Genomic DNA, 14,064 nt, shown 5'->3' on the forward strand with positions numbered 1-14,064 from the left:
CAGACGGTGGTGCCTATCTCGAGCGACGGGCGGCCAGCGCACTTGCATGGTCGTGCCGCCGAGTGCCAAGTGCTGCGCTCGGTGATCTCGACCATCGCCGGTGGCGATTCGCAGGTGCTGGTGCTGCGCGGCGAGGCCGGCGTCGGCAAGACAGCGTTGCTCGGGTACCTCTCGGAGCAGGCATCGGCGTTACGGGTGCTGAACGTCGCCGGCGTTCAGTCGGACATGGAACTCGCCTACGCCGGACTGCAGCAACTGTGCGCCCCGCTGATGGAGCATCTCGGTGAGCTGCCGGATCCGCAACGTTCGGCGCTCGACGTCGCCTTCGGTCGCGGAGTGGGTGAGCCGCCCGACCGGTTTCTGGTGGGTTTGGCGATCCTGAGCCTGATGGCGGCAGCCGCTCAGCGTCGGCCCCTGCTGTGCATCGTCGACGACGCGCAATGGCTCGACCAGGTGACGGTACAGACGTTGGGCTTCGTGGCGCGCCGCCTGCTGGCCGAGCCGATCGCGTTGGTGTTCGCCGTGCGCGACGACGGTGCTCAGCCGCTGACGGGGCTGCCCGAATTGGTCGTCCGCGGCCTGACCGACGGCGATGCGCGTGAGCTACTGGATTCGGTGATGCTCGGCGGTATCGATCCGCCGGTACGTGATCGTATCGTCGCTGAGACCAGGGGTAACCCTCTTGCGCTGCTTGAGGTTCCACGCAACGCCTCGGCCACCGAGCTCGCCGGCGGCTTTTGGCTGTCGGCCTCGGCGACGGCACCGGGGGCTATCGAGACCAGTTATGTGCAGCGAATTCAAGGGCTTCCCGCGCCGACCCGGCGGCTGCTGCTGGTGGCAGCGGCCGAGCCCGTCGGTGATGCCGCATTGTTCCTGCGGGCCGCCGCCGCGCTGGGCATCCCCATCGACGCGCTGGCGCCTGCCGAAGCCGCCGGCGTCATCGAGTTCGGTCCGCGGATGCGGTTCCGGCACCCGCTGCTGCGGTCCGCGGCGTACCGCGCCGCCGATCTGGCCGACCGCAGAGCCATCCACCGCGCTCTGGCCGACGCCACCGACCCCGACGCCGATCCCGATCGGCGCGCATGGCATGCCGCCAACGCTGCGGCAGGCCCCGACGACGAGGTGGCCGAGGAGCTGGAGAACTCGGCGGCCAGGGCCCAGAGCCGCGGTGGGATGGCTGCGGCGGCAGCGTTTCTCGAGCGCTCCGCGATCTTGACAGCCGATCCGCAGCTGCGCGGCGCGCGGGCGTTGGCCGCCGCGCAGGCCAAGCGAGACGCCGCGGCGCCGGCCGCCGCTCGCGACCTGCTCGACCTCGCGGAGCGGGGACCCTTGTCAGAGCTGCAACGGGCTCAGGTGGCGCGCCTGCGCGCCCAGATGGACTTTGTCCGCAGCCGAGCCGGCGAATCCGGAGCGCCGTCCGTGCGCGATACCGCGCAGGCACTTCTGGACGCCGCTCAGGCACTCGAACACCTCGATGACCACGCATCTCGAGAGAGCTACCTCGAAGCGATCGCGGCGCTGATGTACGCCGGCCGCCTCGGTGAGCCGGGGGCGCTGACCAATGCTGCGCGGGCGGCCCTGGCGGCACTGGACCGTGAGACCGAACTGTCTCGCTCGGTGGACTTCTTGCTCAAGGGGATCGCCGGGCGCATCACCCAGGGGGTCGGCGCCGGTACCGAGTCGATGCGAATCGGCTTGGATCACATGTGTATTCAGGCCGCGGCGGATGACCGCAACGTCCTGCGGTGGATGGTGCCGGCGTTCCCGATCCTGCAGGAGTCGTCGGCCCACGAATTGTGGGACCAGGCCACCGTGCACCAGCTGTCCGCCGCAGCTGTGCGTGCCGCGCGCAACGCCGGCGCCCTGGCCATCCTGCCGCGCGCGCTGGTGTACCAGGCCGGCGTCCACCTGGTCGCCGGCGAATTTCGCACGGCAGCAACCCTTGTCGAAGAAGCCAACGCGATCACGTCGGCCACCGACCACTATGCGGCGGTCAAATATCACGCCTTGATGCTCACCGCCTGGCGGGGCGACGCGGCCGAAGCCGAACGGTTGATCAAGGCCACCGAAGCGGACGGAACCAGCCGCGGCGAGGGCCGGGTGCTCGGTCTGACCGGATACGCCGCGGCGGTGCTCTACAACGGGCTGGGCCGCTACGACGAGGCGCTGGCCGCCGCCCGGACCGTGTGCGAATACGAGGACATCGGGTTCTACAGCTGGTGTCTGTACGAACTGGTCGAAGCGGCGGCACGCAGCGGCGAGCGGGACACCGCGACCGCGGCGATCCACGATCTCGCCGATCGCGCCGGAGCCAGCGGAACCGACTGGGGCCTGGGCGCATTGGCCGCGGCTCAGGCGATGCTCGCCGACGACGCCGACGCCGATGCGCTCTTCACCGAAGCCATCGAGCGGCTGGGGCGCACCACGATCGCCGTGCACCGGGCCCGCGCGCACCTCGCGTACGGGGAGTGGCTGCGACGGGTGCTACGCCGAGCCGACGCCCGGCGACACTTGACCGAGGCCCACGAGATGTTCGTTCGGATGGGTGCAGGCGCCTTTGCCGAGCGCGCTCGCCGGGAACTGGCGGCCACCGGCGAGAAGGTGCGTGCGCACCAGCCGAGCGCGGGCGGGGAACTCACGGCGCAAGAGGCGCAGATCGCGCGACTGGCCGGCGAAGGCCTGACGAACCAGGAGATCGGTGCGCAGCTGTTCATCAGCACGCACACCGTCGAATGGCATCTGCGAAAGGTCTTCGCCAAGCTCGGCATCACCTCACGCAGGCAACTGCGGGCGATGTCCTGGGCGAGTTAGACCCGACCACGGACCGACGACTACGGACTACGGGGTTTCAAGGGTTCGCGTGGACGGCACGGCGGCGAGGCTGAGGTCATCCGCAACTCGCACCCAGGAGACCGCTCATGACCGTCACGTCTGTTCCCCGGCCAACCGACTCCGGGGCCGCCGAGCGGTTCGCCCGCGACGCGCAACCCCTGTTCGATGCTCTGCTGCGCCGGGCCAGGGGATTGACCAAGACCATCGCCGACGCCGAGGACCTGGTGCAGGACACCCTCCTGCACGCATTCATGGGCTACCACACGTTTCGCGACGGCACCGACTTCAAGGCGTGGCTGTTCCGGATTCTCTACAACCGCTGGGTGAGCGGCTTCCGCGCCAAGCAGCGCCGGCCGTCGGAGGTACCGGTGGACGACGTCACCGAGGGCGACCTTGCTGACAGCGCTGCCCGGTCATCCACCGCCTCCCGCTCGGCCGAGGCCGAGGCGCTCACCCGGCTGCCCGACGGCGACCTCCGCTCTGCGATGGACACCTTGCCGGAGGACTTCCGCACGGTGCTGTTCTACGCCGAGATTCAGGGCCACACCTACGCCGAGACCGCCGTGATCCTCAACATTCCGCGCGGCACGGTGATGTCGCGGGCCTCCCGCGGCAGGCAGCGCCTTCGGGTGGCGCTCGCCGACAGCGCGTACGCGCCGACGGCTCAGATCGCGTGACCACGGAGATGGAACTGACCGGGCAGACGGCGCTGGTCACCGGTGGCACCGCCGGGATCGGGCTGGCGTGCGCCCGGCAGTTGGCCGACGCCGGTGCCACGGTGATCATCACGGGGCGAGACCATCGGCGCGGCGCGGCCGCGGTCGGCCAGATCTCCGGCCAGGCGAGCTTCGTGGCCGCAGACCTCTCCGATGCCGATGCGGTACAGGCATTGGTCGCCCGGGTGGGAGAGGTGGACATCCTGGTCAACAATGCGGCCAGCTTTCCCGGAGCGCTCACCGTCGATCAGGACCTCACGGCCTTCGAGACGACGTTCGACACCAATGTGCGCGGCACCTACTTCCTGACCGCCGGCCTGGTCCCGGGCATGTTGCGGCGACGTCGGGGCAGCATCGTGAACGTCACGTCGATGGTCGCGTCCAAAGGTGTCGGCGGCGCATCGACGTATGGCGCGTCGAAGGCCGCGGTCGAAGCGTTGACGCGATCGTGGGCGGCCGAGTTCGGCCCCTATGGCGTCCGGGTCAACAGCGTTGCGCCGGGGCCCACCAAAACCGAAGGCGTCGCGGCGCAATGGGGCGACACCAACGACGAACTCGGCCGGGCGCTGCCCCTCGGACGCACCGCCGCCCCCGAGGAGATCGCCCACGCGGTGCTTTTCCTCGCCTCTCCGCGGGCGAGCTTCATCACCGGATCGACCCTGCACGCCGACGGCGGCGGAACAGCCGTCTGACATCAAGGAGAACGGACATGACGAAAAAGCATGACCCGCAATGGGAGAACGCACTGACCGTCGTTCAGGACGTGCACCCGCCCTTCATTCCGGAGGCCGCCGATGTGATGACCGTCGTCATCGAATACCCGCCGGGCAGTGCCGGAGCCCCACCGCACCGCCATCCGAGCGGCCCGGCGTTCGGCTACATGCTGGAAGGCGAGATGCTTTTTGAACTCGAAGGCCAGCCGCCACGTGTCATCCGCGCGGGCGAAGCCTTCTGGGAGCCCGGCGGAGACGTCATCCACTACTCGGACGCCAACAACCGAGACGACGTCAAGAGCCGGTTCGTCGTGACAATGGTGTGTGTCCCGGGCCGGCCGATGCTCGAGCTCGTCGACGACAGCGAACTGACCGCCCGCAGACACCTGCGGGTAGCCGCCCAACCGTCTGCCGGAGAGGACTGAATCACCTTGTCTCGCATTCTTCTTCAGACCACCATCACGGCCCAGCCGGATGACTGGGACATCAACCGGTTCACACTGCTTGCCGACGAATTGCGCACCGCCGGACACGACGTGGTCGCCCGCGATCGCGCACACCACGGCGACGATCCGGTGCTCGGTGTTCTCGACGACCTGGGGTTCGACCAGGTGTGGCTGATGGCCGTCGACATCGGCGACGGCCTGACCGATGCCGAAGCCGACGCCATCACCAGGTTCCGCCGCGGCGGCGGCGGGGTGCTCACCGCTCGTGACCATCAGGACCTCGGGTGCTGCCTGGCCCGGCTCGGGTCCTTGGGACTGGTCAACGAGTTCCAGGACAAGACGGTCGACCAACGCCACCTCTGCGACGACCAGGACACCCCGACCATCTCCTGGCCCAACTTCCATTCCGGCGCCAACGGCGACTACCAGCCGGTGCTGGCCACGGACCCGGTGCATCCGCTGCTGCGCACTGCACAGACCACCAGCGGCCGCATCGAATGGTTCCCCGCGCACCCGCACGAGGGCGCGGTCTCGGCGAGCGTTCCCTGCGCAACCGTCGTTGCGGAGGGGCGAAGCAGCGCCAGTGGCCATCGGTTCAACCTCGCCGTCGCAATCGATGGTGAGACTTTGGACGGGTTGCCGATGGGGCGGGCGCTCGCCGAATCGACGTTCCACCACTTCGCCGACTACAACTGGGATTTGGGTTGCGGGGCGCCGTCGTTCGTCAGTGAGCCACCCGGTGGGCAGATTCTGGCCGATCCGGCTCGCCTGATGGTGTTCAAGGACTACGTGCGCAACGTCGCGGCCTGGCTGCATCCGGTTGTCCCAACCGGTGCCGATGTTTCCCCCGAAGCGCACGGTGCTGTCGTACTCTGAATGCGCTTCACACACAGGAGGCGCCCGTGAGCGAACACGAAGTCAAGATGATCATCCTGTCGACCGACGACTTGGATGAATCGATCAGGTTCTACAGCGACACCCTCGGTATGGCAGTGAAGTTCCGCGACGGCACCCATTTCGCGGCGCTCGACGGCGGGCCGGTCACCCTGGCGCTGGCGACCGAGATCGACCACCCGATTCCCGGGCAGGTCGTGGTCGGCATCAAGACGGCCGACGTCGACGCGGCGGCGAAGGCTGTCGAAGCCAGTGGTGGGGGAATCGTCAAGGGCCCGTACGACGACGCGCATGAGCGTCGAGCCGTCGTCTATGACAACAAAGGGAACGGCCTGGTCTTCTACAGCCCGCTCGCGCGCAAGTAACGGAGACATCGCGTGACCGAACTTCAGGACCGGCAGGATATTTCAGATCTGCTGATCCGCTACGCCAGCGGTATCGATCGGCGTGACTGGGACCTGTTTCGGACGGTGTTCACCCCCGACTGCCACCTGGATTACGGCGAGATCGGGGTGTGGAACGGCGTCGATGAGGTCACCGATTTCATGGATGTCGCGCACGCCGCCGCGGGGTATCTCATGCATCGCATCAGCAACATCGTGATCGACGTGCAGGGTGACAGCGCGGTGACCCGGTGTTATGTCGATGCCTGGATCATGGCTGCCGACAACAACTCCGGGGTGAACGCCCGCGGCTTCTACGACGACGAGATCGTGCGTACCGATGCCGGCTGGCGCATCGCGCGGCGCACGTTCACCACGGTGCAGGTGGTGTACTGATGAGTGACTTCTCGGAGAAGTACGGACCCTGGGCGCTGGTCGCGGGAGCCTCCGACGGTGTGGGTGCGGCCTTCGCCGAGGAGCTGGCCGCGCGCGGGCTCAACGTGGTGCTGCTGGCTCGGCGGCAGGCGGTGCTCGACGAGGTCGCCGCGGACATTCGCAGCCGTCACGGTGTCGAAACCAGGACGCTGGCAATCGATCTCGCAGCGGCGGGTGCATCGGCCGCGGTGACCGAGGCGATGGCGGATCTCGACATCGGCTTCTTGGTGTACTGCGCGGGCGCTGACCCCGATTTCACGCCGTTCCTGAGCAATTCGATCGAGGCTGCCGAGAACATGGTGCAGCGCAACTGCGTGGTGCCGATGCAGCTGTGTCACCACTACGCGGCCCCGATGGTCGAGCGGGGCCGAGGCGGAATCGTTGTGTTCGGCTCAGGTGCAGGCTTTGTCGGCGGCCCAAACATGGTGGCCTACGGCGCAACCAAAGCCTTCGACATGGTGTTCGCCGAAGCGCTGTGGAGTGAACTACACGACAAGGGTGTCGACGTGATCGGTTTGATCCTCGGCAAGACCGATACTCCCGCGCTGCGCAAACTCGAGCATCAACGCGGCACCCTGGCCTCGGAAGACCAGACGCCGACCGATGCGGTATCGGTCGGCGACGTGGTGGCCGAAGCGTTCGCGAACCTGACCAACGGGCCGACCGTGCTCGTCGGTGACCAGATGCGCGGTGTCGGGCAGTTGCTGGCGTCGATGGACCGTAACGACGCGGCTCGGCTGATGGCACAGTCGATCGCCGCGGCGATGGGATCCGACTGACGCTCGGCTTTTTGCCCCGTCTGACGCGTCAGATGTTTATCGATCTCAGATCTGGATAGCTAATACCGGTACCAGGCAGGTCGTTACTCACGCACGATTGACGCACGATTGGAGCACTAAGCCATGAAGTTGATCGAGATTGTCGCCGGAGCCGCTGTGGCCGGTGGATTGGCTGCAAGCGCACTGGGATTGAGCGCCGCGACCGCGGCCGCCGACCCCGGCTGGACCCCGCCGCCCGGCCCTGTTCAGCCTGCGCTGCCGCCGGCCGGCCCCGACGCGGGCAGCCCGCCGGCCTGGGCGCCGCCGAAGCCTGTCGACCCCACCTGGGCCGCAGGCAACAAGCAGGTGTGGGACGAGGGCTGGAATCACTGGGGCGTATGGATCAACGGGGTCTTCATCCCCACGTACTGATTCGCGCATGACGCCGCGGGATGCCGTCTGATCGCCTGGGCGACGGCATCCCGCGGCGTCCTTGTGTGTAGGCGCTGACGACGCGGCTCTATGGTCGAACAGTGACGATCACCTACGACGACGCATTGCGGGCGCAGATCCGCGATCGCCTGAGCGGACACGACCGCCGATCGGTGGCCGACCCCACCAAGCGCCACGCCGCTGTCGCAGTGGTGCTCGTCGACTCCGACACTGGTGAAGATCGGGTGGACCCCGCTCCTGTCGACGACTGGATCGCCGGCCGGCCGATGGAGCCCGGTTTGGACGGCCGGATGGTCGGAGTCTCGGGTGGTGCGGCATTTCTGTTGTGCCGCAGGGCGTCCCGCTTGAATTCACACGCCGCGCAGTGGGCCCTCCCCGGCGGGAGACTGGACCCGGGAGAGACCGCGATAGACGCGGCGTTGCGTGAACTCGACGAGGAAGTCGGCGTCACGCTTCCCCACGCATCGGTCCTCGGAGTGCTCGACGACTATCCGACCCGGTCGGGCTACATCATCACCCCGGTCGTCATCTGGGGCGGCGGGCGGCTGGATCCGCGGCCGGCACCCGACGAGGTGGTCGCGGTGTACCGGGTCGGGCTGCATCAACTGCAACGTCCGGACTCGCCGCGGTTCATCACCATCCCGGAAAGCCCCCGCCCCGTCGTGCAGATGCCGTTGGGCAACGACCTCATCCATGCGCCCACAGGCGCTGTGCTGCTTCAACTTCGATGGCTGTGCCTGGAGGGCCGACACGACCCGGTCGATGACCTCGAGCAGCCCGTGTTCGCCTGGAAATAGGCCCCTGAAAAATAGGCCCTGAAACGGAAGTACCGCGCGGCCGTGATGACCGCGCGGTACGTCGACGACGATTGTCAGGCAGGCGGGTAGACGCCCATGCCCTTGGCCTTCTCGGTCTGCCAGAAGATGTCCGAGATCTGATCGATGGTCGCGAGCAGCTTCTCAGCCGTGGCGGCGTCGGTCGACTTCTTGACGTCACCGGCACCGTGCACGCCGTCCCAGAACAGCTGGTGCAGGTTCGGGAACTGCTCGAAGTGCTCCTTGGTGAAGAAGTCGGCCCACAGCACCATCAGGTGATGCTTGACCTCCTCAGCGCGCTGCTCCTTGATGAGGATCGCGCGGGTCCGGAAGTGCTCGTCATCCGAGTCGTTGTACTTCTGGATGGTCTTGAGGCACGACAGCGCCTCGATCTTGGCCTGGGCGGGGTCGTAGACGCCGCAGTACAGGTCGCAATGAGCATGGGCAGGGGTGGCGTTGGCGAAAAGTCGTTGCAGCATGGCCCTAACTTACCCTTTCACCATGCGGGAGAACCATGGGCTGGGTTCCTGGCCGCTGCGCCGGTTTCGGGTGGTGGAGGAGTCGATGTTGCCGACCCTTCGCCCTGGTGACGGGCTGTTGGCGGTCCGCGCCGGGGCGCCCCGTACCGGACAACTTCGGGTGTTCCCCGATCCGACCCTGCCGACCCGGTGGCTGATCAAGCGGGTCGGGTCGGTGCGGGGGCGCGGCCGGGCCGCGACCTTCGAAGCGTGCTCCGACAATCCGCAGGCGCCGGGGGTCGTGGACTCCCGGCGATTCGGCTGGGTTTCGGCCGCCGGTTCCTACCGGGTGGTGTGGACGGTCCGCTCTGCACACAGCTGAGTCGAGTTTCGTTTCCGCGCTATTGAGGTACACGGCGCCCATGGGTATTTCAGACAAGATCAGCAATAAGGTCGACGACGTCGCGGGCAAGGCCAAAGAGGGCGTCGGTGCCGCCACGGGCGACAAGAGCACCGAGAACGAGGGCAAGCTCGATCAGGCCAAGTCGAGCCTGAAGGACGCCGGCGAGAAGGTCAAAGACGCTTTCAAGAGCTGAGCGTGGAGCTCAGTAAGCAGCCACCGCCCACACCGGTGGACGCGACCAAGGCGAGCGAAGAGCAGCGCATCCTGCAGGACCAGCTGGATCATCAAAATGATGATCCGGCTGGTCCCGGCAAGGTCGATAGACACCAGGTCGCCGACGAGACCTGAGCTACTGCGGGTGGGTGGCCAGGTACTCGGCGACCGGGATGGGCTCATCGGCTGAATAGCCGATCGGCAGAACGACGTCGCCTTCGGTGGTGACGTAATAGACATCCCACCGGTAGAAGCCCGCGAACGTCGCCGGATCGGTCAGGATCTCGGCGTAATCCTTGACCGCCGAGACATATTCATCGGCGTGGTTGTAGCGGTAAATGGCGTGATCGGGGTCCGCGCCGAAACCGTTGGCGGCCAGATAGCGGCCGGCGGCCATGATGCTGTCGTGCGGTGACCGTATGTCGCCGCCCTCGCCGTGGGCCGCGAACGTGGAAGGCAGAAACTGCATGGGTCCGTCCGCGCCGGCGGTGCTCAGCCCCACGATGCTGCCGAATCGGGTTTCGATCAGATTGATCGCCGCCAGGTAGGTCCAGCCCACCCCCGTCGCCGCCTCTGCCTCGCGGTAGTAACCAAGCAGCTCATCGGCCGGCGCCGGCGGCTGAATCCGCCACGCCGGCAGGGTGTCCCTTGGGTGAGCCATCGCAGCGAGTTGGCGCCTAGCGTCGACGTTGCGGTCGTAGGCATCGATCAAAGCCGGCGGGATCCGCGGCCGGATGATCGAGTCCCATTCGGGGTGGCGGCCGATGCTGCGGTACGCGACCTGCTGACGACGTGCGGCAGCTACGAGCGCAGGCTGAGGCGTCGACGGATCGCGAATGGCCAGTTCGTCGGCGACCAGGTCGTCGGCCAGGTGAGCAGGATCTGAGGCCAGACTGGGCTGCGCGCCGGCGGGTGCCGCGTCGGGCGCCGCCGTGGAATCCAGCGCGGCTGCGGGCACCGACGAGGTGTGCGGACGGCTGGCCGGCGTGCTCACGGGGTGGACAGTGCCTGATGCGCAGGCAGGAGCGGTCAGCAGGACCGTCACCGCCAGGAGGGAGACTCGGATGCGCACCGCTGAAGTCTGTCCTACGACGACGGGAAGCACCAGGATTCGGTCTGGGATGATGGGGGGATCATGCGGATAGATTCCACATCCGTCTCAGCCGTGGCGCTGGGTGCGGCCATGACGGCGGCGCTGCTGTTCAGTGCCGTCGGCGTAGCGGACCCGTCACCGCGAATCGCATTGGCCGACAACACGGTCAGTGTCGATCCGCCGGCCGTCGCCGCGGGTGACGGTTCACTGGCCGACGGCCAGGTACTGACCCCGTTCGACGTGCAAAACCCGGCCGTCGGCCGCCTGGACCCGCGGCTGCTCGACGCCATTCAGCAGGCTGCCTCCGCGGCGTCGGCCGAGGGCATCACGATGACGATCACGTCAGGGTGGCGCTCACCAGAGTTCCAGCAGCGCCTGTTGGACAGCGCGGTCGCCCAGTACGGCAGCCTGGCGGCTGCCCGCGAATACGTGCAGACCCCCGAGGCGTCCAAACATGTGGTGGGTGAGGCCGTCGACGTGGGCGGGGTGGGTGCCGACCAGTGGTTGATGGCCAACGGCGCGCGGTTCGGTCTGTGCCGCATCTACGCCAACGAGGTGTGGCATTTCGAACTGGCCACCGATGCCGTCGGTAACTGTCCGCCGCTTCTGCCCAACGCGGCAGGTTGAGCGTAATTTGATCCAGATGAGAAGTCTGGATGAAATCCGCACCGCACTCGAGGCCTGTTACTCGGCGATCGAAGGCCTGTGCGCCGACCTGAGCGACGCCGACTGGAAGGCACAGTCGCTGTGTCCGGACTGGGTGGTGCGCGACGTCATTCAGCATGTGGTCAGCATCGAAGCCGTGATGGCCGGCTGGCTGCCGCAGGACGACGCCACCCCGCCGCCGTTCGAACGGGCGGCGGAGTTCCTGGCCGGGACCGACGATCCGGCGACGCTGGCCGAGAAGGTCACCGCCGTCTTCGCCGAGCGCAGGCGCGACCTGAGTGCGCTGACCGCCGCCGACCTCGACCGGCCGTCGTGGATGCCCACCGGGCGAGGAACCTACGGTCGCTTCCTGGAGATCCGGGTCTTCGACTTCTGGGTTCACGTGCGCGACATCACGATTCCGCTCGGACGTGCCACCGACGACGACGGTATCGCCGCGGAGATCGCGCTGGGAGAGGTAGAGAGCTCGATCGGCTACATCGCGGGAAAGAAGGTCGGAGTGCCCGACGGCAGCGCCATCTCCTTCCGGCTGACCGGTCCGGTGGCTCGCGAGATCAACGTGGCGGTCGACGGGCGGGCCAAACAGGTTGCGCACCTGGACAATCCGGACGCGGTGCTGACCACGGACTCGACCACGTTCATCATGCTCGCCTCCGGCCGGATCGACCCCCAGGCCCAGATCGACACCGGCGCGGTGACCTGGAGTGGCGACGCCGAGCTGGGCGAGCGGGCCGCCCGCAACCTGCGGTTCACGATGTGACCGGGCGGCCCGAGTCCGTCGACTTCCACTTCGACGTGATGTGCCCGTACGCATACCAGACGTCGCGGTGGATTCGCGAGGTCCGGGACCAGACCGGACTGGTGGTGAACTGGCGATTCTTCAGCCTCGAGGAGATCAATCGCAAAGAGGGCAAGAAGCACCCGTGGGAACGGGACTGGTCCTACGGCTGGTCGATGATGCGCATCGGGGCACTCCTGCGCCGACAGTCGGTGGCGGACGTCGAGGCCTGGTACCAGCGTGCCGGTCGGGCCCTGCACGTCGACGGTCACAAACCACACGACCCGGCGGTGGCCCGACACCTGTTGGCCGAACTCGGTTTTGATCCGGCGCTGGTCGACCAGGCCATCGCCGATCCCACCACCGGCGATGAGGTGCTGGCCGATCACAACCGCGTCGTGGCGGCCGACGGTTACGGTGTGCCGACGCTGTTCTTCCCCGACGGTCAGTGCCTGTTCGGACCGGTCCTGATCGACCCGCCGACCGGGGAGGCAGCTGTGCGACTGTGGGACGCCGTCGTCGCGTGGACGGAATTCCCGCACCTTTATGAACTTCAGCGGCCCAAGACCCCGGCCGACGGGCAGCTGATCGCCGAGACGTTCCGCCCGTACCTCGAGGCCCGCGACTGGGTGTCGATCAACCGTGGTGAGGTCGTCGGCTTCGGAGACTAGCGATCGTCGTCGCGGTTAGATCGAGGTATGCGTGTCAACCGGATCATTGCCGACCTGCCGGTCTCCGATACTTTGGCGGCCAAAGGCTTTTACACCGACTACTTGGGGCTGAGCACCGAGGAGTTCAACCTCGGCTGGGTGGCCCGATACACCTCGCCCGACACCGGTGCGAACCTGCAACTGGTCACCGCCGATGCCACGGCACCCGAGTCGCCCGTCATCTCGGTGGCCACCGATGACGTCGACGCGGCCTATGAGCAGGCCCGCGCTCGTGGCTACCAGATCGTGCATCCGCTGACGACCGAGTCGTGGGGGGTCCGGCGGTTTTTCGTTCGCGATCCGGACGGCAACGTGATCAACGTTGTGGCGCATCGGGATTAGCGCGGGGACTAGCCGGTGGGCGTCGCGCCCAGCACCCGTTGCAGGTCACCCTTCATCGCTTGCAGTTGCGCGCCCCAGTACCCCCAGCTGTGCGTGCCGCTGGGCGGGAAGTTGAAGACCGCGTTGCGGCCGCCGGCGGCCTGATACTTGCGCTGAAACTCCTTGTTGGTGTTCAACGTGATGTTCTCCAGATACCCGGCGGTGAACAGGCCACCGAACGTCGGGTCGTCGGTGTTGTCGAGTTCGGACGGTGCGCCCGTCCCGCAGTAGATCCACACCGCGGTGCCGTTGGCGACCAGCCGTGCCACGTTGACCATCGGGTCGTTGCGCTGCCAGGCCGGATCGTTGGAGGGTCCCCACATGTCGGTGGAGCGGTACCCGCCGCCGTCCTTCATCGCCAGCCCGATCAGGGTGGGCCACAGGCCCAGCGACGGGTTGAGGAAACCGGACAGCGAGCCCGCGAAGATGAACTGTTGGGGATGCCAGATCGCCAACGTCAAGGCCGCACTGCCCGACATCGAAAGACCGACCACCGCATTGTTGATCGGAGTGACCGCTTTGTTGAGCGCCAGCCACGCCGGCAGCTCCTGGGTCAGGAACGTCTCCCACTTGTACGTCAGCGTCCCGTTGGACCCGGCCGCCGGCTGATACCAGTCGCTGTAGAAACTCGACTGGCCACCGACCGGCATCACCAGAGACAGCCCGGACTGGTAGTACCACTCGAACGCGGCGGTGTTGATGTCCCAGCCGTTCTCGTCATCCCGGGCGCGAAGGCCATCGAGCAGATAGACCGCGTGCGCGCCGCCACCCTGGAATTGGACCCTGATGGTGCGGCCCATCGCCGGCGACGGCACGTCGAGGGCCTCCACCGGCAACCCGGAGCGGGAGTAGGCCGCGGCGGGTGCGGTCGGGCCTGCCAGGCCGACCATGCCGGGGACCAGTAGCACCGTCGCGGT

At 67.3% G+C, this 14,064-nt stretch carries 20 protein-coding genes; 17 read left to right on the plus strand and 3 right to left on the minus strand.

Going from position 1 to position 14,064, the window contains the following annotated elements; translation table 11 throughout:
- The first annotated feature begins 15 nt into the window (after positions 1-15).
- The 10 genes from CRM90_RS05305 (at position 16) to CRM90_RS05350 (ending at position 8,427) form a co-directional block, all read left to right on the plus strand.
- Positions 16-2,811 (plus strand): helix-turn-helix transcriptional regulator, encoded by a 2,796-nt coding sequence (locus CRM90_RS05305; RefSeq protein WP_102806123.1) that lies wholly within the window; start codon positions 16-18, stop codon positions 2,809-2,811.
- A gap of 107 nt (positions 2,812-2,918) precedes the next feature.
- Positions 2,919-3,509, plus strand: a complete 591-nt coding sequence (locus CRM90_RS05310) for a sigma-70 family RNA polymerase sigma factor (RefSeq protein ID WP_102805953.1) — start codon at positions 2,919-2,921, stop codon at positions 3,507-3,509.
- An 8-nt stretch (positions 3,510-3,517) separates the two neighbouring features.
- Positions 3,518-4,240, plus strand: a complete 723-nt coding sequence (locus tag CRM90_RS05315) for an SDR family NAD(P)-dependent oxidoreductase (RefSeq protein WP_102806124.1) — start codon at positions 3,518-3,520, stop codon at positions 4,238-4,240.
- A 17-nt stretch (positions 4,241-4,257) separates the two neighbouring features.
- Complete coding sequence (locus CRM90_RS05320; RefSeq protein ID WP_102805954.1) at positions 4,258-4,686, plus strand: cupin domain-containing protein; 429 nt, start codon at positions 4,258-4,260, stop codon at positions 4,684-4,686.
- Between the two features lie 6 nt (positions 4,687-4,692).
- Entirely contained in the window at positions 4,693-5,583 is an 891-nt protein-coding gene (locus CRM90_RS05325) for a hypothetical protein (RefSeq protein WP_102805955.1), read from the plus strand.
- Between the two features lie 26 nt (positions 5,584-5,609).
- The gene (locus tag CRM90_RS05330) at positions 5,610-5,966 is read left to right on the plus strand and encodes a VOC family protein (protein WP_102805956.1); all 357 of its coding nucleotides are present in this window, start codon (positions 5,610-5,612) and stop codon (positions 5,964-5,966) included.
- 12 nt (positions 5,967-5,978) lie between these two features.
- Positions 5,979-6,380, plus strand: a complete 402-nt coding sequence (locus CRM90_RS05335) for a nuclear transport factor 2 family protein (protein WP_102805957.1) — start codon at positions 5,979-5,981, stop codon at positions 6,378-6,380.
- On the plus strand, positions 6,380-7,198 hold the full coding sequence (locus tag CRM90_RS05340; protein WP_102805958.1) for an SDR family NAD(P)-dependent oxidoreductase: 819 nt from the start codon (positions 6,380-6,382) through the stop codon (positions 7,196-7,198). Before CRM90_RS05335 ends, CRM90_RS05340 begins: the two co-directional genes overlap by 1 nt.
- A 123-nt stretch (positions 7,199-7,321) precedes the next feature.
- Complete coding sequence (locus tag CRM90_RS05345; protein ID WP_102805959.1) at positions 7,322-7,609, plus strand: hypothetical protein; 288 nt, start codon at positions 7,322-7,324, stop codon at positions 7,607-7,609.
- A 101-nt stretch (positions 7,610-7,710) separates the two neighbouring features.
- Positions 7,711-8,427, plus strand: coding sequence for an NUDIX hydrolase (locus CRM90_RS05350; RefSeq protein ID WP_102805960.1), 717 nt, complete (start codon positions 7,711-7,713; stop codon positions 8,425-8,427).
- 74 nt (positions 8,428-8,501) lie between these two features.
- On the opposite strand, the gene sodN is transcribed toward CRM90_RS05350, so the two are convergent.
- On the minus strand, positions 8,502-8,924 hold the full coding sequence (gene sodN / locus CRM90_RS05355; RefSeq protein ID WP_036342074.1) for a superoxide dismutase, Ni: 423 nt from the start codon (positions 8,922-8,924) through the stop codon (positions 8,502-8,504).
- Between the two features lie 85 nt (positions 8,925-9,009).
- Between sodN and CRM90_RS05360 the strand changes: the two genes are divergently transcribed.
- The 3 genes from CRM90_RS05360 to CRM90_RS30470 are packed head-to-tail and all read left to right on the plus strand — an operon-like array spanning position 9,010 to position 9,654.
- Positions 9,010-9,285: a S24/S26 family peptidase gene (locus CRM90_RS05360; protein ID WP_199189795.1), complete on the plus strand. Its 276-nt coding sequence runs from the start codon at positions 9,010-9,012 to the stop codon at positions 9,283-9,285.
- 40 nt (positions 9,286-9,325) lie between these two features.
- A complete protein-coding gene (locus CRM90_RS05365; protein ID WP_036342072.1) occupies positions 9,326-9,499 on the plus strand; it encodes a CsbD family protein in 174 nt (57 codons plus the stop codon).
- A 2-nt stretch (positions 9,500-9,501) separates the two neighbouring features.
- Positions 9,502-9,654 (plus strand): hypothetical protein, encoded by a 153-nt coding sequence (locus CRM90_RS30470; RefSeq protein WP_158248987.1) that lies wholly within the window; start codon positions 9,502-9,504, stop codon positions 9,652-9,654.
- 1 nt (position 9,655) lies between these two features.
- On the opposite strand, the gene CRM90_RS05370 is transcribed toward CRM90_RS30470, so the two are convergent.
- Positions 9,656-10,477, minus strand: a complete 822-nt coding sequence (locus CRM90_RS05370) for a lytic transglycosylase domain-containing protein (protein ID WP_502693234.1) — start codon at positions 10,475-10,477, stop codon at positions 9,656-9,658.
- Positions 10,478-10,654: 177 nt separating this feature from the next.
- On the opposite strand from CRM90_RS05370, the gene CRM90_RS05375 reads away from it, so the two are divergent.
- From CRM90_RS05375 to CRM90_RS05390, 4 genes are read left to right on the plus strand one after another with little or no spacing between them, the layout of a single operon-like run.
- A complete protein-coding gene (locus tag CRM90_RS05375; RefSeq protein ID WP_102806126.1) occupies positions 10,655-11,239 on the plus strand; it encodes a M15 family metallopeptidase in 585 nt (194 codons plus the stop codon).
- Positions 11,240-11,255: 16 nt separating this feature from the next.
- Positions 11,256-12,038 carry a maleylpyruvate isomerase family mycothiol-dependent enzyme gene (locus tag CRM90_RS05380; protein ID WP_199189783.1) on the plus strand — a complete coding sequence of 261 codons (783 nt, stop codon included), beginning with the start codon at positions 11,256-11,258 and terminating at the stop codon, positions 12,036-12,038.
- Positions 12,035-12,727 carry a mycothiol-dependent nitroreductase Rv2466c family protein gene (locus CRM90_RS05385; RefSeq protein WP_102805963.1) on the plus strand — a complete coding sequence of 231 codons (693 nt, stop codon included), beginning with the start codon at positions 12,035-12,037 and terminating at the stop codon, positions 12,725-12,727. Before CRM90_RS05380 ends, CRM90_RS05385 begins: the two co-directional genes overlap by 4 nt.
- A 27-nt stretch (positions 12,728-12,754) precedes the next feature.
- Positions 12,755-13,108 (plus strand): VOC family protein, encoded by a 354-nt coding sequence (locus CRM90_RS05390; protein WP_102805964.1) that lies wholly within the window; start codon positions 12,755-12,757, stop codon positions 13,106-13,108.
- A gap of 8 nt (positions 13,109-13,116) precedes the next feature.
- Here the strand turns inward: CRM90_RS05390 and CRM90_RS05395 are convergent, their stop codons facing one another.
- Positions 13,117-14,037, minus strand: a complete 921-nt coding sequence (locus tag CRM90_RS05395; RefSeq protein ID WP_233209187.1) for an esterase family protein — start codon at positions 14,035-14,037, stop codon at positions 13,117-13,119.
- Positions 14,038-14,064 lie beyond the last annotated feature (27 nt).

Origin of the sequence: Mycobacterium sp. ENV421, from assembly GCF_002887815.1 — a bacterium.
Lineage (GTDB): Bacteria > Actinomycetota > Actinomycetes > Mycobacteriales > Mycobacteriaceae > Mycobacterium.

Bases quoted from the DNA above. Each gene is read 5' to 3' on its own strand.
- CRM90_RS05390 (WP_102805964.1), top strand. From the start codon at position 12,755: ATGCGTGTCAACCGGATCATTGCCGACCTGCCGGTCTCCGATACTTTG.
- CRM90_RS05315 (WP_102806124.1), top strand. From the start codon at position 3,518: ATGGAACTGACCGGGCAGACGGCGCTGGTCACCGGTGGCACCGCCGGG.
- CRM90_RS05395 (WP_233209187.1), bottom strand. From the start codon at position 14,037: ATGGTCGGCCTGGCAGGCCCGACCGCACCCGCCGCGGCCTACTCCCGC.
- CRM90_RS05365 (WP_036342072.1), top strand. From the start codon at position 9,326: ATGGGTATTTCAGACAAGATCAGCAATAAGGTCGACGACGTCGCGGGC.
- CRM90_RS05380 (WP_199189783.1), top strand. From the start codon at position 11,256: ATGAGAAGTCTGGATGAAATCCGCACCGCACTCGAGGCCTGTTACTCG.
- CRM90_RS05320 (WP_102805954.1), top strand. From the start codon at position 4,258: ATGACGAAAAAGCATGACCCGCAATGGGAGAACGCACTGACCGTCGTT.
- CRM90_RS05340 (WP_102805958.1), top strand. From the start codon at position 6,380: ATGAGTGACTTCTCGGAGAAGTACGGACCCTGGGCGCTGGTCGCGGGA.
- sodN (WP_036342074.1), bottom strand. From the start codon at position 8,924: ATGCTGCAACGACTTTTCGCCAACGCCACCCCTGCCCATGCTCATTGC.
- CRM90_RS05375 (WP_102806126.1), top strand. From the start codon at position 10,655: ATGCGGATAGATTCCACATCCGTCTCAGCCGTGGCGCTGGGTGCGGCC.
- CRM90_RS05360 (WP_199189795.1), top strand. From the start codon at position 9,010: ATGTTGCCGACCCTTCGCCCTGGTGACGGGCTGTTGGCGGTCCGCGCC.
- CRM90_RS05345 (WP_102805959.1), top strand. From the start codon at position 7,322: ATGAAGTTGATCGAGATTGTCGCCGGAGCCGCTGTGGCCGGTGGATTG.
- CRM90_RS05310 (WP_102805953.1), top strand. From the start codon at position 2,919: ATGACCGTCACGTCTGTTCCCCGGCCAACCGACTCCGGGGCCGCCGAG.